At 65.2% G+C, this 16,997-nt stretch carries 15 protein-coding genes and 3 pseudogenes; 11 read left to right on the top strand and 7 right to left on the bottom strand.

From position 1 onward, the window contains the following. Positions 1–347 precede the first annotated feature (347 nt). From A3OM_RS0115360 to A3OM_RS0115370, 3 genes and pseudogenes are all read left to right on the top strand, one after another. Positions 348–1,238, top strand: coding sequence for an ImmA/IrrE family metallo-endopeptidase (locus A3OM_RS0115360; protein WP_018044648.1), 891 nt, complete (start codon positions 348–350; stop codon positions 1,236–1,238). 492 nt (positions 1,239–1,730) lie between these two features. Continuing rightward, positions 1,731–2,086, top strand: a pseudogene (locus A3OM_RS24175) (recombinase family protein). 219 nt (positions 2,087–2,305) lie between these two features. Next, a complete protein-coding gene (locus tag A3OM_RS0115370; RefSeq protein ID WP_026176071.1) occupies positions 2,306–3,943 on the top strand; it encodes an inorganic phosphate transporter in 1,638 nt (545 codons plus the stop codon). A 769-nt stretch (positions 3,944–4,712) separates the two neighbouring features. Here the strand turns inward: A3OM_RS0115370 and A3OM_RS24180 are convergent. The 3 genes and pseudogenes from A3OM_RS24180 to A3OM_RS25375 all read right to left on the bottom strand — a co-directional run bounded on the left by A3OM_RS24180 (position 4,713) and on the right by A3OM_RS25375 (position 6,773). Beyond that, a complete protein-coding gene (locus A3OM_RS24180; RefSeq protein WP_348625462.1) occupies positions 4,713–5,213 on the bottom strand; it encodes a DDE-type integrase/transposase/recombinase in 501 nt (166 codons plus the stop codon). A gap of 91 nt (positions 5,214–5,304) precedes the next feature. After that, positions 5,305–6,165 (bottom strand): transglutaminase family protein, encoded by an 861-nt coding sequence (locus A3OM_RS0115380; RefSeq protein WP_026176072.1) that lies wholly within the window; start codon positions 6,163–6,165, stop codon positions 5,305–5,307. Between the two features lie 110 nt (positions 6,166–6,275). Beyond that, a pseudogene (locus A3OM_RS25375) lies at positions 6,276–6,773 on the bottom strand (transposase). 29 nt (positions 6,774–6,802) lie between these two features. Here A3OM_RS25375 and A3OM_RS0115385 point away from each other — a divergent pair. Further along, a pseudogene (locus A3OM_RS0115385) lies at positions 6,803–7,102 on the top strand (transposase); the annotation flags it as partial. Between the two features lie 403 nt (positions 7,103–7,505). Here A3OM_RS0115385 and A3OM_RS0115390 read toward each other — a convergent pair. After that, positions 7,506–8,084: a hypothetical protein gene (locus A3OM_RS0115390; protein ID WP_026176074.1), complete on the bottom strand. Its 579-nt coding sequence runs from the start codon at positions 8,082–8,084 to the stop codon at positions 7,506–7,508. Positions 8,085–8,359: 275 nt separating this feature from the next. Between A3OM_RS0115390 and pgeF the strand changes: the two genes are divergently transcribed. The 3 genes from pgeF (at position 8,360) to A3OM_RS0115405 (ending at position 11,240) form a co-directional block, all read left to right on the top strand. Next, positions 8,360–9,130: a peptidoglycan editing factor PgeF gene (gene pgeF, locus A3OM_RS0115395; protein ID WP_018044655.1), complete on the top strand. Its 771-nt coding sequence runs from the start codon at positions 8,360–8,362 to the stop codon at positions 9,128–9,130. Between the two features lie 271 nt (positions 9,131–9,401). Continuing rightward, positions 9,402–10,247, top strand: a complete 846-nt coding sequence (locus tag A3OM_RS0115400; RefSeq protein ID WP_018044656.1) for a porin family protein — start codon at positions 9,402–9,404, stop codon at positions 10,245–10,247. 270 nt (positions 10,248–10,517) lie between these two features. Further along, positions 10,518–11,240 (top strand): DUF2076 domain-containing protein, encoded by a 723-nt coding sequence (locus A3OM_RS0115405; protein WP_018044657.1) that lies wholly within the window; start codon positions 10,518–10,520, stop codon positions 11,238–11,240. A gap of 94 nt (positions 11,241–11,334) precedes the next feature. Here the strand turns inward: A3OM_RS0115405 and A3OM_RS0115410 are convergent, their stop codons facing one another. Further along, positions 11,335–12,105: a L,D-transpeptidase gene (locus A3OM_RS0115410; protein ID WP_018044658.1), complete on the bottom strand. Its 771-nt coding sequence runs from the start codon at positions 12,103–12,105 to the stop codon at positions 11,335–11,337. Positions 12,106–12,438: 333 nt separating this feature from the next. Here A3OM_RS0115410 and A3OM_RS0115415 point away from each other — a divergent pair, with 333 nt between their 5' ends. Next, positions 12,439–13,170, top strand: a complete 732-nt coding sequence (locus A3OM_RS0115415) for a hypothetical protein (protein WP_018044659.1) — start codon at positions 12,439–12,441, stop codon at positions 13,168–13,170. 81 nt (positions 13,171–13,251) lie between these two features. Beyond that, positions 13,252–15,306: an excinuclease ABC subunit UvrC gene (gene uvrC / locus A3OM_RS0115420; protein WP_018044660.1), complete on the top strand. Its 2,055-nt coding sequence runs from the start codon at positions 13,252–13,254 to the stop codon at positions 15,304–15,306. Between the two features lie 16 nt (positions 15,307–15,322). On the opposite strand, the gene A3OM_RS0115425 is transcribed toward uvrC, so the two are convergent. Further along, on the bottom strand, positions 15,323–15,661 hold the full coding sequence (locus A3OM_RS0115425; protein WP_018044661.1) for a type II toxin-antitoxin system RelE/ParE family toxin: 339 nt from the start codon (positions 15,659–15,661) through the stop codon (positions 15,323–15,325). Further along, complete coding sequence (locus tag A3OM_RS0115430; RefSeq protein ID WP_018044662.1) at positions 15,654–15,938, bottom strand: ribbon-helix-helix domain-containing protein; 285 nt, start codon at positions 15,936–15,938, stop codon at positions 15,654–15,656. The genes A3OM_RS0115425 and A3OM_RS0115430 overlap by 8 nt, the downstream gene beginning before the upstream one ends. Before the next feature lie 163 nt (positions 15,939–16,101). On the opposite strand from A3OM_RS0115430, the gene pgsA reads away from it, so the two are divergent. Further along, positions 16,102–16,701, top strand: coding sequence for a CDP-diacylglycerol--glycerol-3-phosphate 3-phosphatidyltransferase (gene pgsA / locus A3OM_RS0115435; protein WP_018044663.1), 600 nt, complete (start codon positions 16,102–16,104; stop codon positions 16,699–16,701). A gap of 31 nt (positions 16,702–16,732) precedes the next feature. After that, positions 16,733–16,984, top strand: a complete 252-nt coding sequence (gene moaD / locus A3OM_RS0115440) for a molybdopterin converting factor subunit 1 (RefSeq protein WP_026176075.1) — start codon at positions 16,733–16,735, stop codon at positions 16,982–16,984. Positions 16,985–16,997 lie beyond the last annotated feature (13 nt).

Genomic DNA, 16,997 nt, shown 5'->3' on the forward strand with positions numbered 1-16,997 from the left:
TACTAAGTAGTTGTTTTTGCTGCCGAAAGCCGTTCGATCCTGGCTCGGTACCCCTCATCCACCCCACATTTCGAATCGGCTTGCTCCGGCTATGGCGGGATCTCGCTGGACTTCGCCGCGCGCGCGAGGCCGGGCGCTCGAGGTTCATGGCAGCGTTTCGATCAATGCGATTTTTTGGCTGGAGGCGCTGATTTCCGGCCAGGAGGATGCGTTTGAAGAGCGGGCAACCGCTCGAGCCACGCGGCACATCGGATTACTTCCTGTACGAGCTGCCTACCGTCCGGTTTCGGGATAGCTGGTGCGTGGCGGCCTGATGATCGGCTCAAGGACTGGAAGGGGCTTCGAGGATGCCGATCAACAGGAAGGATCTGGCCGACGCGGGCACACCTGAGGCGCTCGTCAAACGCATTCTACAGGCCGAGCCGAACCTTCCGGTGCCCGTGCCGATCCAAGAGCTGTGCGCACGCCTCGGGATCCTCAGGATCGAGGAGCTGGACCCTGACGGGTTCGAGGGCGGCCTCGTCACCGACGCGAAGCGGTCCGAAGGAACCATCCTCGCCAAGCGCGGGGGCGAACCGCGTCGCCGCTTCACCATCGCGCACGAACTCGGCCACTTCCTGATGGCGCACCACGTCCCGGATCAGCCCGGCCGGTTCCTCTGCAAGAGTTCCGACCTACTGCACCTCACAGCGAAGGTGGGCGACGAACGACAGCTTAGGGAAGTCGAGGCCAACCGCTTCGCCACACTCGTGCTGATGCCACCGCACCTGCTGCGGGAGGCCATGGCTGCCTTTCGCGAGCCCGACCTGCAGCACGTACTTGCGCTCGCGCGCGACTTTGCGGTCGGCAAGGAGGCGGCGGCTCGGGCCTACGTGCAGTACCATCCCGAGCGGATCGCCATCGTCGTGGCGGGCAACGGCCGGGTGCAGCGGTGCTACCGCAGCCTCTCCTTTCCAACCATCGTCTGCGGGGTCGGCAGTCCGGTCCCGACACGCTCGCGCTATCATAGCAGTTCGCATCGGCCGAACACGGCGAGCGACATCGCCCCGTGCAGTCCCGATCTCTGGATCGATGTAAGGCGCGACCTCCGCGCGCCGGGTCTCTCCGAGCAGGTCTATCTCCAGCAGAACGGCTTCGCGATGATCCTGCTGCGTCTGGAGCCCGTCCCGGAGGAAAGCGCAGAGGAGCGCAGGCTGGAGGAGGGTTGGCGTTATCGCTTCCACTCAGGGCGACGGTAGGCGAGACTTTTGTAAGATTTCAATCCTGTTTGAGTGACAACCTCAGAATCTAGGAAATCGTTTATGACTAAAGATAGAAAAATTTGACCTTCAGATAGATGACAGTCAATTCAATCATTTATTATGCCGCCTGCGCGGTATAGTCCGGTTGTCCCATACAACAATAAATCTGCCGCGATTTAAGGCCGAAAAGTGCTTGATGAGTTCATCTTTAAAGATTCATCTGCATGAGAGTGAAATATGAAAACTCGTCGCGCGTTGTTAATGTGGCTTCACATATTAGGGCTTCTTCATTTCAGCAAAACTGTCGCCCAGTGAAACGAACTTATTGAGGTGGCTTGCGAAAATCAAAAGGGGATCACGGCTCGTTGTCACATTAGGGTACACCCTGGCGTCACGTAACATAGCTGGCGCCGGTCATCGTAACATCTGGGGTGACACCGGCTATTTATGACAAGGTAACCTCAGGCCTAAAGCCTGAGGTTACAAGCTATTGCCCGCATCGGTTACGCTCGCGTCAGCACCCTCGACAGGATCTTGATGGGCAAGTCGCCCGGTTGAAGGCCGAAGGCTGCGGGGTCATCCGTTCGGAGAAGATCTCGGGCGGCAGCCGCGACGGCCGGGTCGAGTTGGCGACGGTGCTTGAGTTCCTGCGGCGGTTCATCAAGGAGCGCCAGCGTGAGGGCATCGAGCGCGCGACGGGCAGCGGTGTGTATGCCGGCGGTAAGCGCCGCGTCGACCGCTGCCGGATCATGACGTTGTCGAAGGCCGGCAATGGAGCAGCAGCGACCGCTGTGGCCTTGGGCCGCTCCCGCATGCAGGTTCATCGGGTGCTTCGCGAATCCTGACGGTCCGGCTGGAGCAGGCCATGCCGGTTGCCTGGTCGGGCTTCATGCGAATGTCACCTGGCCTATCGCCAGTCCAGGCTCGGGAGGAATGCCGGCGCCTTACGTTCGAGGTCTCTGCCGTAATCCGTCGAGGGAGGAGAATTTCGAATACGTGTCACAGGACTGTTATGAGCGCGACCTACTGGCAGGATCACTGATCCCTAGGGTCCTGAGGCCATCATGTCCGACGCCGTTGCTGCTCCGACTGGCTTGCCGAAGGGCGCCATTGCGCCCGCCGCAGGGCCAAAGCTCGATCACGGCATTCATCCGGGCGGGGTCATCGCGTTCCTGCTCGTCCTGGTCGCGGGATTGGCCTACGCGCTCTACAGCCTCGTGACCGACATGAACGCGGTGGGCCAGTCGCCCCTCGCCATCGGTGCCTTCGTGCTGCTCGGCCTGGCTCTGCTCATCGCCCTGGCCTTCGAGTTCGTGAACGGGTTCCACGACACCGCCAATGCGGTCGCCACCGTGATCTACACCCACTCGATGCCGCCGCTCGTCGCGGTCATCTGGTCCGGCGCCTTCAACTTCCTCGGTGTGATGCTGTCCTCCGGCGCGGTCGCCTACGCCATCGTCACCCTGTTGCCGGTGGAGCTGATCCTGCAGGTCGGGTCATCGGCCGGTTACGCCATGATCTTCGCGCTGCTCATCGCCGCGATCCTCTGGAACCTCGGCACCTGGGCTTTCGGCCTGCCGAACTCGTCGTCCCACGCACTGATCGGATCGGTCATCGGCGTCGGCCTCGCCAACCAGCTGATGGCCCCCGAGGGACAGGCCACATCGGGCGTCGACTGGGCGCAGGCCTTGGGCGTGTTCAAGGCGCTGCTGTTCAGCCCCGTCATCGGGTTCATCGCCGCCGCCCTGCTGCTGCTGGCCCTCAAGTTCACGGTGCGCCGGAAGGACCTCTACGAGGCCCCCAAGGGCGAAACCCCGCCGCCTTTGTGGATCCGCAGCCTGCTGATCCTGACCTGCACCCTCGTGTCGTTCTTCCATGGCGGCAATGACGGCCAGAAGGGCATGGGCCTGATCATGCTCATTCTCATCGGCGCGGCCCCCACCGCCTACGCCCTCAACCGCACGATGTCGGACGACACCACCCCGGCCTTCATCCAGACCTCCCAGAACGCCAGCACGGTGTTCGCGAGCCATGCCGGGAACGGGCCGAAGCCCGATGCCGCCGAGGCCCGCAAGCAGGTGTCGGAAGCCCTGAAGACCAAGGACCTGAACCGGCCTGCCGTGTACGGGGCGCTCGCCGCGCTCTCCACCGACATCGCCGACAACGTGAAGGGCTACGGAGCCATCAAGCAGGTGCCGGCGGCGGCGACCTCGAACCTGCGCAACGACATGTATCTCGCCGCCGACGCGATCCGGCTCCTGCCGAAGAACGGCGCGACATTCTCGGAGGCCGAGACCGGCACCCTGAAGGCCTATACCGGCCTCCTCAACGACGGGACCCGCTACATTCCGACCTGGGTCAAGGTCTGCGTCGCCTTGGCCCTCGGCCTCGGCACCATGGTCGGCTGGAAGCGCATCGTCGTCACCGTAGGCGAGAAGATCGGCAAGACCCATCTCACCTACGCCCAGGGTGCGTCCGCCGAGATGGTCGCCGCCGGCACCATCGGCCTCGCCGAGCTTTACGGTCTGCCGGTCTCGACCACCCACATCCTGTCGAGCGGCGTCGCCGGCACCATGGCGGCCAACGGCTCGGGCCTGCAGATGTCCACCGTCCGCAACATGGCATTGGCCTGGGTGCTGACGCTGCCCGCCGCCATCACCCTGGCGGGCGTCCTCTTCTTCATCCTGCGACACGTGTTCTGAGATGACGGATGCGACGCGGGTGACCGCCTCAGCTTCATGACTACGATGTGGGCCGAATGGCCTGCGGGACCGTGCTCAACATTCCCTGTGAAGAAAAACTCTCACCAGGAGTTGCATGATCGCGTCGATGCCGCTGGTTCGGCCTTGGGCTGCTCCCGCTTGCAGGTGTTTCGGGTGCTACGAGAAGCCCGAAGGAGCGACTGTGAGGCTAGAGCGCTCTCCGCCGAAGTGGATGCCGGTTCGGCGAAAAAGAGCGCGGCACAACAAAGGCCTGGAGATGTGCCCCGACCCAACGTGGTCGGGCGCAGCTCTAGGCCGATTTCCTGAACGGCTGATAAGCGGTCGTTGAGCTGCCCGATACGTGCGGGTATGCCATTGGCGACAGCTCGTCGCAGACCTCCGCCCGGTGCGGGAACCGGGCGGAGGTCTGTCAGCGTCGCGGTGCGCGGTCGGGATACGACCGGACCGTCGGCGTCAGGGACGGCAGCGACCACCCGGACCGCGATAGGGTTGGGGCGGGCAACCGCCCGGTGCGCCTGTCATGGCCCGCCGCACAGCGCCGCTCCGCCCTCGATTCAGGCGGCAGCCCCCGAACGGATTGCGATGGGCGCCGAAGCCGCAACCGCCGCGGACCTGCACAATCGGGGCGTCGAGAGCGATGCCGCCGGCCGGCGCGGGCAGGGCTTGAGCCCCGCCTGCCACGAGCAGGGTTGCGAACCCTCCGATGATGTGAACCGTTCCGGGTTTCCCGGAGGCCATTTGGTTTGGGTCAAGCGGCCAAGGCGTGCACCTTGGTGTGGGCATAGTAGCGCGCTTCGGCCTCGGCGGGAGGGATATTCCCGATGGGTTCAAGCAGGCGGCGGGTGTTGAACCAGTCGACCCATTCGAGGGTGGCGAACTCGACCGCCTCGAAGGAGCGCCACGGGCCACGGCGATGGATCACCTCGGCCTTGAAGAGGCCGTTGATCGTCTCGGCCAGAGCATTGTCGTAGCTGTCACCGACGCTGCAGACGGACGGCTCGACACCGGCCTCGGCGAGCCGCTCCGTGTAGCGGATCGACAGGTATTGCGAGCCCCTGTCGCTATGATGCACGAGGCCGCCACCCCGGACCGGACGACGCTCGTGCAGGGCCTTCTCCAAGGCATCCAGCACGAAGCTGGCATGAGCGGTTTGGGACACACGCCAGCCGACGATGCGACGGGCGAAGACGTCGATCACGAAGGCCACATAATATTTGGGCTGAATGTAGCGATCCGCCACCCAATAGATTTAAAGGAATACTACCCGCCGACTTATTGAAGCGTTCATTTGCGAAGCAAATGTAGCAGTTCGGCTTGGTCCTCCCGATCTTGATCGCTGATCAGGATTCGACGCTGACAGCAACAGACATTTCCAAGAATGCGTCGGGCGACCCAACGAAGCTGCCCGTCGCCGGCATCGCCTGACGGATGTCGCGTGCGACGGCAACCGGGATCAAGTTCGCGCCTCCGACGCTGCGGTTAGTCGGGTCGAATGTAACCCACCCTGCACCCGGCAGGTAGACTTCTCCCCAGGCATGAGTGGACCCGACATCGGCAGAGCCCAAAAGGGTGCGTGTCGAGTCGTGAAGATAGCCCGATACGATGCGGGCGCCGAAGCCGAGGCTGCGGACCGCTTCCACGAAGAGCGTGGCTAGATCCCGACATGAGCCCATGCCCAGCGACAGGGTTTGGCTCGGTGACTGGGTGCCCTCGTCCTCGCGGGCCTGGTAGGCGATTGCGTTGCCTACGCCAGCGTTGATGTCCTTGAGCAACGACAGGGTGTCTGTTGGGTAGCCCGCAACGAACCCCTGCGCCCAAGATGGCAGGTCGTCTCCATCGGGGTATTGCCGGATTGCCAGTGCTCCCAGGTCGCTCCATTCGTCGTCGGAGTACCGGAAGGGAAACGAAATGGCCGAGGCCGCTATGTCGAAAATTGGATAGGCCACCGCGGAAAGCTCGACGCAGGCCACACTATCGATGACGAGAATATCGGAGGGCGTCGCGAAGGTGGCGGTCGCCACGGCGTTTCCAAAAACGTCGTTGGCCCATTTGATCGTTGCATCCGGCGTCACTGTGACGACACTCGACACGAGCCTCAAGTCACGTGTCTCGCGAGGTCGCAGCATCAGGCGGTGCGGTCCCAGACTGACTGGCTGTCGGTAACGATACGTCGTCTCATGATGGATGCGCAGCTCGATCAAGGGACGCTCCTATAGACCTCAAGGGGCTCGTTTTCCGAGGCAGGCTTTTGGAGCCATTCCGTTAAACCGCCGCGAGAACTGATCCTCCCCCGGTTTCACGGACACGGGGGTTAGCTCGCGTTCCGTTCGGCCTGCCCGGGCATGATGTAGCCAAGGGCCGAGTGGATGTGCTGTCGATTGTAATAGCCTTCGATGTAGGCGAACAGGTCCCGTCTGGCCTCGTCCCGGGTCGCCCATCGTCGCTGGTGAACGAGGTCGACCTTGAGCGTGTGGAAGTCCTTCGACAGGCTCAGGATGAGGACTTTCCCTCGGGGCGTTGTCGTAGCAGCAGCCTGTTCGTCTCACGGTCGAGTTCACGCCGCAGGCGGGCGATCTCGGCCGCGTGATCGGACGGGGATGCCACCGGGCTCATTGGCACGGATTCTGGCGATCCTGCTGGTCGCGACCGTTGGCGGGCCACCCATCTGCGCCGTGCGCCACTGCCTCAGCATGGAGTGTTGGATCCCGAGTTCGGCGGCAATCTGCATCTGCGGCCGGCTGCTGCTTTATCGCAGGGCCACCGCCTCGCGTTTGAACTCGGGCGTAAACTCCCGTCTCGTCTCTGCCATCAAACACCGTCCCAGCCCGCAAGGAGCGTATCAGCCGCCCCGTTGATCCGGGGGCGCGCGCCATGCTGATCCTCGATGGCGCGGGCTGGCACATCGCCGGCGACCTCGTGGTCCCCGACACCATCACCGTGTCGCCGCTGCCGTCGCATGCGCCCGAACTCAACCCGGTCGAGACTGTCTGCCAGTTCGTGCGCGACAACCGGCTCGGCGACATGATCTTCGGCTCCCACGAGGACATTCCCGATCGATGCTGCGCGGCCTGGAACAAGCTCGTGGCACAGCCTCGGTGCATGATGTCCCTCGGACTGCGCAACTGGGCCTATCGCTGATGATACGCGCCGATTGGTATAACACTTAGCGTCAACGCCCTTGGGCCGCGCGCGGGCGGCCCGCCTTCAGCCTCCGACATGTCCGCGTATCGAGCCTGCGCGGGCGGTCGGGAGCTCCCCAGCGGCGAGGCGCCGCGCCTGCCGCATCGGGGCTTTTCAAGCCGCGAATCCGTGACTAGCTTGGGGTTCTCGCAACGAACGAAAGGAGGTGATCCAGTGTCTCATTGCCTAAATCAGCCGCTTACCTCGGCTTACCGGACCTGGAACGTCGCCTCCGACGCGCACGCCTAGCGCGTTAGAGGACCCCTTACCGGGTTCGGCCGAACGGACAAGCGGTTCGGCAATGGAAGGGCCGCCCTCATGGGGCGGCCCTTCGTCGTTGGGGTCTCGGTCAGTGAGTGGTTCAGCGCTTCTGGAACAGGGGCTGGGCCAGTGCCTCGGCCCGAGCCATCCAGAGGTCGCGATCGGAACAGGCCTGGGCCAGTTCCTCGGCATCGCTCTCGGAGCGCGCGCGAGCCTCTTCCAGCTTCTCGACGAAGAGGGTCTGGAGTTCGGCGAGGCGGTCACGCTCGGCGCGCAGGTCGTGGAGCTCGGCCATCTCCTTCTCCACATGCGACCGCAGGCGGCGCAGTTCCTGGGCGAGGATCCCCTGGAGTTGGTCGTAGCGGTCGCTCTCGACCTTCAGCTTGGCCTTGAGCATCAGGTTCTCGGCCATCAGTTCCGAGACGTCGCCGTCCTCGCTGGCCTCGGGAGCCTCGGTCCGCGCGGGCGGCGACACCACCCGGGGCGACCAGGACGAGGCCTGCGGCTCGGCCTTCTCAGGCGCGGCCGGTCTTTCGAACGCCGCGACCTTGTCGGCGGCGGGGGCCTGCTCGGCGGAGGTGGTCGCCGCCTTCATGGCCGCCAGCCAATCGCGCAGCGGTCCGGGCGTCGGACGTCCGCTTAAATCCTGTGCCTGGTAGTGACGGGCTGGTTCCGACATCGCTCGCGTCCTCGTGTGCAGACGCATTCGATCAAAGCATGCTTAACGAACCGTAAAGGTTAAGAAAATTTCCTCGTCCCGATTTGCGGAAACGGGCGCGCCGCGTGGGGGGGGGTCGTCCCTGCCGAAGGGTCACTTCGACCGCCGTATCATGCAGATATAAGAGAGTCCGAGCCACGCCCCGGCATCGGCTTTCGTCGAGGGGGCGCGACCACCCAGCGGACCGGGCCGATGCTATAGCTCGGCGCGCAATCGCCAAAGGACGGACACGGCACATGTATATCGAAGCGCCCAGCCTCGTGGGACAGCCCGGCATCAGGCACGCCTTCTTCACCCGTGCCGGCGGCGTCTCCCACGGTCTCTATGCCAGTCTCAACGGCGGCCTCGGCTCGCAGGACGAGCCCGCCCTCGTGGCGGAGAACCGGAGCCGCATGGCCGGGCATCTCGGCGTCGCGCCGAGTCATCTCGTGAGCCTGTATCAAGTCCACTCCGCCGAGGTCGCCATCATCGACGGCCCCATGGCCCTCGCCGACCGCCCGCGTGCCGACGCCATGGTCACGCGCGTGCCGAGCCTCGCTCTGGGCATCGCCACCGCCGATTGCGGTCCGATCCTGTTCGCCGATCCCGTGGGCCGCGTCGTCGGCGCCGCCCATGCGGGATGGAAGGGCGCCTTGTCCGGTGTGATCGCCGCAACGGTGGAGGCGATGGAGCGTCTCGGCTCGGCGCGGGGCGACATCACCGCCGTGCTCGGCCCGACGATCTCGCAAGCCGCCTACGAGGTCGGGGACGATTTCCGCACCCGCTTCGCCGAAGAGGTTCCGGGTTCGGACGCCCATTTCGCGCCGGGCCAGCGCGAGGGGCACGCCCAGTTCGACCTGCCCGGCTTCATCGCTCGTCGCCTGCGGGAAGCCGGCATCGAGAAGGCATCGACACTGGGCCTTTGCACCTACGCCGATCCCGAACGCTTCTATAGCTATCGGCGCACGACCCACCGGGGAGAGGCCGATTACGGCCGACTGATTTCAGCGATCGTTCTCGCCGCCTGACAGGCGAGACGGTGGCGGCCAGGGTCTGCGACAATCTGTCATTCGCCGAGGTAGTGAAAAAGCGTGGCCGCAAGTGAACCTTGGCCGTTCGGCGGTGTTCTGGCTATGCGTTGCCTCTGCTGAGGTGGTCGCTGCCACAAAGGGGCCGTGTTCGACACACGCGGCGTGGTTGCGATGCAACAGCTTCCTGAGGGATGCTGAGCTATAGACGGGGAATTGCGCAGGACCGCTCCCAAAAAGGCGGCCGCGCTAACGAGTAGAGGACCAGACCATGAAATCCTTCCTTCGCGGCACCACCGCTCTCGCCGGCATCGTCATCGCCGGTTCCGCTTTCGCCGCCGACCTTCCGCGTCGCGCCGCTCCCCCGGTCTTCGTGCCGGTCCCGGTGTTCACCTGGACGGGCGCCTACTTCGGTATCAACGCCGGCTACGGCTTCGACGCCGGTAGCAACAGCGACCGCTACGCCCTGCCGGGTGGTTCGGTGCTGAACTCCTTCACCCGCACCCCGGTGGTCGTCTCGACCAACGGCGGCAACGATCTCGAAGGCTTCGTCGGCGGTGGCCAGGTCGGCTACAACTACCAGTTCACCCCGGGTTCGGGCGTGGTCGTCGGTATCGAAGCTGACGCCCAGTACACCGACTTTGGCAACAAGAGCCGCACCGTGGCCGGCACCGTCAGCCCCGTCGCCGGCGCTCTCGTCAGCCCCACCTCGGTCCGTATCCCGGGCAACGAGATGAACTTCTTCGGCACCGTCCGCGGCCGTATCGGTTACGCCTTCGACCGCACTCTCGTGTACGGCACCGGCGGCTTCGCCTACGGCGACGGCGCAACGGGCGGCGACGACTTCCGCACCGGCTACACCGCCGGCGGTGGTATCGAGTACGCTCTCCCCACCGACTCGTTCTTCAACTTCTTCAAGTCGTCGGCCGTGACCCTGAAGGTCGAAGGTCTGTACGTGAACCTCGAGAACGACAGGAACAACCGTGGCGGTCGCTCGGTGTTCAACGCGGCTGCCGCCCCCAATGGCCTCCTGACCATCAGCCCCTCGGTTGCTGCTCGCGAGTCCGAGTTCGCCGTCGTCCGCGCCGGCCTGAACTACAAGTTCGGCTCGTACTAGGCCTTACAGAACCGACGCTTCGCCTCAGGGCGGAGCACGAGGTCTCTAGAAGGAGCCCGGCTGAAAAGCCGGGCTCTTTTTGTTGCGTGAGGAAGACGAGTGGCCTCCGGCTCCATCACCTTTCCGAAATTTCATGCTCCGAACCTGAGCTCCCGTGCATCCGCAACGGCGAAGTTCGCGTTGACCCCCTGACAAAGCCTGAGGCGCCACCCCATCTCGGAGGCGCCGGGGCGGCATTGGCCCGCAGGCTTCTCTCAGGAGGACGACCCCATGAACAGCGAAGAACGCGAGGTCATCGGCGGCATTTTCCAGCGTCTGGAGCAGGCCGCGAGCCAGCCCCGCGACGCCGATGCCGAGCGCTTCATCGCGGACAAGCTCCGCGCCCAGCCCTATGCGCCCTATGCGATGGCGCAGCTGATCTATGTCCAGGAAGAGGCGATCAAGAGCCTGAACGAGCAGCTCGAACAGGCTCGTCAGGCGGCCCAGCAGCCCCAGGGCGGCGGCGGCTTCCTCTCGAGCATCTTCGGCGGCGGCTCGCGCCAGCCGGAACCCCAGCGTCCGACCGGCCAGCCTTGGGGCGGTCAGGGTGGGCCGCAGCAGGGATACGGTCAGCAGCCCGGCTATGGGCAGCAGCCCGGTTACGGCCAGCAGCCCGGTTACGGCGGACCGCAGCAGGGCGGCCCCTGGGCCGGCCAGCAGGCGGCTCCCGCGCGCGGCGGCGGCTTCATGGCGACGGCGCTTCCGATGGCGGCGGGTGCTGCCGGCGGCATGCTGCTCGGCAGCGCCCTGTCCAACGCCTTTGCCGGCGGGCATTCGGCCCTCGGCAGCGCGGCGGCGGCAGGCCTTCCCTCGGCCGGTGCCGCGGCCGGTAACGAAGACCTCGGTTCGGCCCTCGGTGGCGGCAACGACTTCCAGGACGCGTCGTTCGACAGCGATCCGGGCGGTGATTTCGGCGGCGACCTGGGCGGCGGCGGCGACGACGATTGGGTGTGAGCCCAACCCGTACCCGTCACCGCGCGTGATGGTTCATTGACGAGGAAGGCCCGGTGCGTGTCCCCACGCGCCGGGCCTTTTTTATGTGTGTCGGTTACAGGACTTCGACCCGCGTCCCCACGGGGGTCCGTTCATACAGGTCGATGACGTCCTCGTTCATCATCCGGATGCAGCCCGACGACACGGATTGCCCGATCGTGTGCGGCTCGTTGGTCCCGTGGATGCGGTAGAGGGACGAGCCGAGATAGAGCGCCCGCGCGCCGAGCGGATTGGCCGGGCCGCCCGCCATGTGGCGCGGCAGATCGGGGCGGCGCTGCAGCATCTCCGCCGGAGGCGTCCAATCCGGCCATTCGCGCTTCTGGCTGATCGTCTTCATTCCCGACCAGGCGAAACCCGGACGACCGACACCGATGCCGTAGCGGATGGCCTGGCCGCCGGGCTGGACGAGATAGAGAAATTTCGTCCGGGTATCGATGACGATGGCGCCGGGCTTCTGCCGCCCATCGAAGGGGACGACCTGCCGGGCAAAGCGCGGGTCGGGCGTCCGCTCGATCGCCGCGGCCTGCATCTCGGGTGCCGCCTGCGACGGCAGGGCGGCGAGCCGCGTGCGCGCGTGAGCGAGATAAGGATCGATGTCGGGCACACGGTCGCCCGAGTAGAGCACTCGCGGCATGGGCTCGCCGCCATAGCCCTGCGCGGCCGGATGGCGTGGGAGCACCCCGTCATCGACGAGGCCGGGACGCCTGGCGCGCGGCGGCGTTCCATTGCCCGTCACCAGGAATTCGATGAAGCCGCCACCGTACTGGCCAGCCGAACTCTGAGCCTGTGCGGATCCCCCCGTCACCGCCGTCGCCAGGCAAGCCATGGCGACGCACAAACCGATACGCTTCAACACGCGACTACTCCGGGCCATCATCGTCCTGCACTCCAGGCTGGCCGGACGGGACGAGAATCGCGTGAAGGAACGTGGTGAATCGTTCAGTCCATTGCGGCTCCATTGGTCGCTTTCAAGAACAGCATGAATCGTCCGTAAAACTGCACACGACCTTTTGTCTGTTGAAGAAATGGCAACCACTTGGTCGCATGGTGGCTCGAAGGCTTCTCGTCTCGGGAGCCGCGTCGTTCGTCAGGACGATGGCGCCCGAGCCACGCGTGCCCGCCATTCGACCCAGTTACTCCTGCCGGCTGATCATCCCCGATGAACATGAAGCGCTACCGCATCGAAGACAGCCTCGGTTTGGCAAGCGTGCGACCCGTCGCGGAGGTCGCGCACGCCAAGGAGCGTTCCGGCGCCAATGACGTGAAGCTCGACGAGATCCTCACGGCGATCCAGGAGCTTCGACGCGTCACGCAGACCAGCACGGTCGAGACGATCGAAGCCTGCCGGAAGGAGCTCAACGAGGCCTTCGCCATGCGCTCCGAACTCGACGTGATGAAGGAAGCCATCACCCGGACGAAGAAGGAAATCGCGACGCTCTACCATTCCGAGAATACCGGGAAGGGAATGAAGCGGGTCGCCGGCGAACTCGATGCGGTGGTGGAATCCACCGAGCTCGCCACGAGCACGATCCTCGGCGCGCTGGAAGAGATCGAGACCAATGCCAGCGCATTGCGGGCCATGCGGCAGGCCGCCGGCGGCGAAAACATCGACATGATCCTCGAGCGGGTGATCGTCGCCTACGAGGCCTGCAATTTTCAGGATCTCACCGGCCAGCGCATCAACAAGATCGTGGGCGTGCTCAAGTTCATCGAGGAGCATCTGGACCGCATGATCGAGGCCTGGGGCGGCCTCAATTCGTTCAGCGAAATCCTCGGCGTCGTGCCCCAGGGCCCCAGCATCGACGACGAGAGCTCCCTCCTCAACGGACCCAAGCTCGACAGCGACCCGGGCCATGTGGACCAGGGCGATATCGACGCGCTGTTCGATTAAGACGCGAAGGCGCCGGCCTTCGGGGGGCGATGGGGTCGGGAGCCCCTTCCCTCTCGAATCCCCGGCGCTTAAGTCTCGGGCATGAGCCGTCAGCCCGCGAAAGACCCTTCTTCCCAGCAAGACCTGCCGCCGGATTCGTTCGACGAACGCGAGGATGCGGACGAGACCCCGGAACGCATCGACGACGGCCCCGAGATCGATTTCGATTTCGAGGAAGGCGCGGTCAAGGCCGGCACGGAGATCATCCGCCGGTTCTGGACCACGCTGCCGTCGGGACCGGGCGTCTACCGGATGTTCGACGAGAAGGGCGACGTCCTCTACGTCGGCAAGGCCAAGAACCTGAAGGCCCGGGTCGGCTCCTATGCGAGGGGCCAGGCCCATTCCAATCGCATCGCCCGGATGATATCGCAGACGGCGGCGATGGAATTCGTCACCACCGCCACCGAGACCGAAGCGCTGCTGCTGGAGGCCAACCTCATCAAGCAGCTGAAGCCCCGCTTCAACGTGCTGATGCGGGACGACAAGTCGTTTCCCTACATCCTGGTCACGGCGGATTCGGAAGCGCCGCAGATCGTCAAGCATCGCGGCGCGAGGCGGCGGAAGGGCAGCTATTACGGCCCCTTCGCCACCGTCTGGGCGGTGAACCGCACCGTCAACGCGCTTCAGCGCGCCTTCCTGCTGCGCACCTGCACCGACAGCTATTACGAGAACCGCACCCGGCCCTGCCTGCTCTACCAGATCAAGCGCTGCGCCGGCCCCTGCACCGGAGAGATCGCCCTGCCGGAATATCAGGCGCTCGCCGAGAATGCGAAGGGCTTCCTCTCGGGCAAGTCCAACGCGGTGAAGGACCGCATGCGCGAGGAGATGCAGGACGCCTCGGAGAAACTCGAATTCGAGCGCGCCGCCCGCTTTCGCGACCGCATCTCCGCCCTCTCGGCGATCCAGGGGACGCAAGGGGTCAACACGCAGGGCGTCGAGGAGGCGGATGTGTTCGCTCTTGACGAGCAGGCCGGCCAGTTCTGCATCGAGGTCTTCTTCTTCCGCAACTTCCAGAACTGGGGCAACCGCGCCTATTTCCCGAAGGCCGACCGCTCCATGACGCCGGACGAGGTGCTCGCCTCCTTCATCAGCCAGTTCTACGACGACAAGCCGGCGCCCCGGATCGTCCTCGTCTCCCATGCCATCGAGGATGCGGAGCTGATGGCGGCCGCCCTGTCGAGCCGTGCCGAGAACCGGGTGGAAGTCCACCAGCCCCAGCGCGGTGAGCGCAAGGCGCTGGTGGAATACGCCCAGCGCAATGCCAAGGAGGCTTTGGCCCGCAGGCTCGCCGACACCGCCTCGCAGGGCAAGCTGCTGGTGGCCCTCGGGCAATCGTTCGGATTGCCCGCCGCACCCCGCCGCATCGAGGTCTACGACAATTCCCACATCATGGGCACGAACGCGGTGGGGGGCATGATCGTCGCCGGCCCCTCGGGCTTTGCCAAGACGCATTACCGCACCTTCAACATCAAGTCCGAGGAGCTGACGCCGGGCGACGATTTCGGGATGATGAAGGAGGTGCTGCAGCGCCGCTTCAAGCGCCTCGTCAAGGAGAACCCGCGCACGCCCAACGAGGCGGCTTTGGCGGCCAGCGAAGGCGGCGTGCCCGAGCCTGTCCCCGAACCGGACGGCGAGACCATGCCGGCCTGGCCCGATCTCGTCCTCATCGACGGCGGCAAGGGCCAGCTCGAAGCGGCACGCACCGCGCTGGAACAGCTCGGCGTCACCGACGTCGCCCTCGTCGGCATCGCCAAGGGCCGTGACCGCGATGCGGGACGCGAGACCTTCTTCGTGCCCGGAAAGGCCCCGTTCAAGCTGCCGCCGCGCGACCCGACCCTCTACTTCGTCCAGCGCCTGCGGGACGAGGCCCATCGCTTCGCCATCGGCACGCACAGGGCCAAGCGCAAGCGGGAGATGATCAAGAACCCCCTCGACGAGATCGCCGGCATCGGCCCGACCCGCAAGCGCGCCCTCCTCCACCATTTCGGGACGGTGAAGGCGATCCAGCGCGCGTCGTTGGAGGATCTGGCGACCACGCCCGGCGTCAACGCCGCCACGGCACGTGCGGTGTATGATTACTTCCAGGCCGGAGGGTGAGCGCGAAGCCCGCCTGTCAGGTTGCGCCGGTATCCGAATCGTCGTCAGACCGGCGATATAGAGCCTCGTAATCCCTCCCGCCATAGAAGACGTTGGTGATACGAACGCTGTCGTCCTCGACCAGATAAGCGATCACGGCGCAACGCTCGAACGGCACCGTGCGAAGGCCGGGTGCGAGATCGTCACGGAGTCGACCGGCACGGGGCGCATCTCCGATCCGATCACATCGCGCCTTGATGCGTCGTACGAACGACGCGGCGACCGACGTGTTTCCGCTCGCTTGGCGAACGAAACGGAAAATGTCGGCAAGGTCGTCCAGCGCGTCCGGCCGGAAGTAGACCGCGAGTCTACGCACCCGAAGTCTCGGTCCCCTCGTCGGCGAACAGGCGAGCCAGGTGCCGGTCCGCGTCCGTCGTCGTCAGGTCCGGCCGTGGGTCATCGAGGGACCGGCGAACACGAGACCGTATCTCGCTCAGACGCCCGGCATCTTCCATCCGTTGCCGTTGCCAGAGACGGACCGCGTCACGCATGACTTCGCTCGTCGATGTGTAATCTCCCGCCTCGATGCTTTCACGCACCGCACGAAGGAGCTCGGGCGTCATGGTAATGCTGATCTCGTCTGCGGACGGCATGCGCGGACATCCTGCTCAATCCGCCCACCGGTAGCATAGAATCGGACCCGGCACATTCGCAGCGCAATGCGCTCGGCGCGACGACAGAGGCGGTATGAAAGCGGTATGGCCGTTTGCATCATCGCGGTTGACCCCTCCCCCCGGCCATGGTTTCACCGCGTCGATGACTGTCCTCCCCCTCCGACGCCGGTCACCGGCCTGGACGCTGGCGAATTGCCTGACCTACGGTCGGCTGGTCGCCGTCCCCGTGGTGGTGGCGCTGTTGTACTGGCCGGACGAGCATGCGGCGCGGTTCGCGGCGCTCGGCGTGTTCATCGCTGCGGCCATCACCGATTATCTCGACGGCTACGTCGCCCGGACCTACGATCAGAGCTCGGCCCTGGGGCGCATGCTCGATCCGATTGCCGACAAGCTCCTCGTCGCCGCCTGCCTGCTGATGCTTGTGGCCGACAAGACGATTCACGACTGGAGCCTGTGGGCGGCCATCGTCATCCTGTGCCGCGAGATCCTCGTGTCGGGCCTGCGCGAATATCTGGCGGAGTTGAAGGTCAGTCTCCCCGTCAGCCGCGTGGCCAAGTGGAAGACCACCCTTCAGCTCGTGGCGATCGGTTTCCTCGTGGCCGGCAGGGCGGGGGAAACGATCCTGCCCCATACCGTCTTTGCCGGAGTCGCCCTGCTCTGGGTCGCCGCGGCCCTGACGCTCTACACGGGCTACGATTATATGAGAGCCGGCATCCGGCACGTGATGGACGATCCGCGCTGACCCGCCGATGCCGCAGCCGGAAGGGCAGATGATGAAGCTCGTGTATTTCGCCTGGGTGCGCGAACGCATCGGCAAGGCCGAAGAGACCGTGGACCTGCCGGCCGGGACCGAGACGGTGGCCGACCTCGTCGGCTGGCTGCGCGGTCGGGGCGAGGAATACGCCTATGCATTCGAGAATGCCGGGATCGTGCGGGCGGCCATCGATCGGGTCCACGCCAAGCCGGACGCCGCCATCGCGGGCGCCACCGAGATCGCGTTCTTCCCGCCGATGACGGGCGGCTGAGCGGCCGTTCGCC

Source organism: Methylobacterium sp. 88A, assembly GCF_000376345.1.
Taxonomy (GTDB): Bacteria; Pseudomonadota; Alphaproteobacteria; order Rhizobiales; family Beijerinckiaceae; genus Methylobacterium; species Methylobacterium bullatum.

What these genes read in the sequence shown, in the direction of transcription:
- A3OM_RS0115360 (WP_018044648.1), top strand. Translation starts at nt 348, where the DNA reads ATGCCGATCAACAGGAAGGATCTGGCCGACGCGGGCACACCTGAGGCG.
- A3OM_RS0115370 (WP_026176071.1), top strand. Translation starts at nt 2,306, where the DNA reads ATGTCCGACGCCGTTGCTGCTCCGACTGGCTTGCCGAAGGGCGCCATT.
- A3OM_RS0115390 (WP_026176074.1), bottom strand. Translation starts at nt 8,084, where the DNA reads ATGTCGGAACCAGCCCGTCACTACCAGGCACAGGATTTAAGCGGACGT.
- pgeF (WP_018044655.1), top strand. Translation starts at nt 8,360, where the DNA reads ATGTATATCGAAGCGCCCAGCCTCGTGGGACAGCCCGGCATCAGGCAC.
- A3OM_RS0115400 (WP_018044656.1), top strand. Translation starts at nt 9,402, where the DNA reads ATGAAATCCTTCCTTCGCGGCACCACCGCTCTCGCCGGCATCGTCATC.
- A3OM_RS0115405 (WP_018044657.1), top strand. Translation starts at nt 10,518, where the DNA reads ATGAACAGCGAAGAACGCGAGGTCATCGGCGGCATTTTCCAGCGTCTG.
- A3OM_RS0115410 (WP_018044658.1), bottom strand. Translation starts at nt 12,105, where the DNA reads ATGGCTTGCCTGGCGACGGCGGTGACGGGGGGATCCGCACAGGCTCAG.
- A3OM_RS0115415 (WP_018044659.1), top strand. Translation starts at nt 12,439, where the DNA reads ATGAACATGAAGCGCTACCGCATCGAAGACAGCCTCGGTTTGGCAAGC.
- uvrC (WP_018044660.1), top strand. Translation starts at nt 13,252, where the DNA reads ATGAGCCGTCAGCCCGCGAAAGACCCTTCTTCCCAGCAAGACCTGCCG.
- A3OM_RS0115430 (WP_018044662.1), bottom strand. Translation starts at nt 15,938, where the DNA reads ATGCCGTCCGCAGACGAGATCAGCATTACCATGACGCCCGAGCTCCTT.
- pgsA (WP_018044663.1), top strand. Translation starts at nt 16,102, where the DNA reads ATGACTGTCCTCCCCCTCCGACGCCGGTCACCGGCCTGGACGCTGGCG.
- moaD (WP_026176075.1), top strand. Translation starts at nt 16,733, where the DNA reads ATGAAGCTCGTGTATTTCGCCTGGGTGCGCGAACGCATCGGCAAGGCC.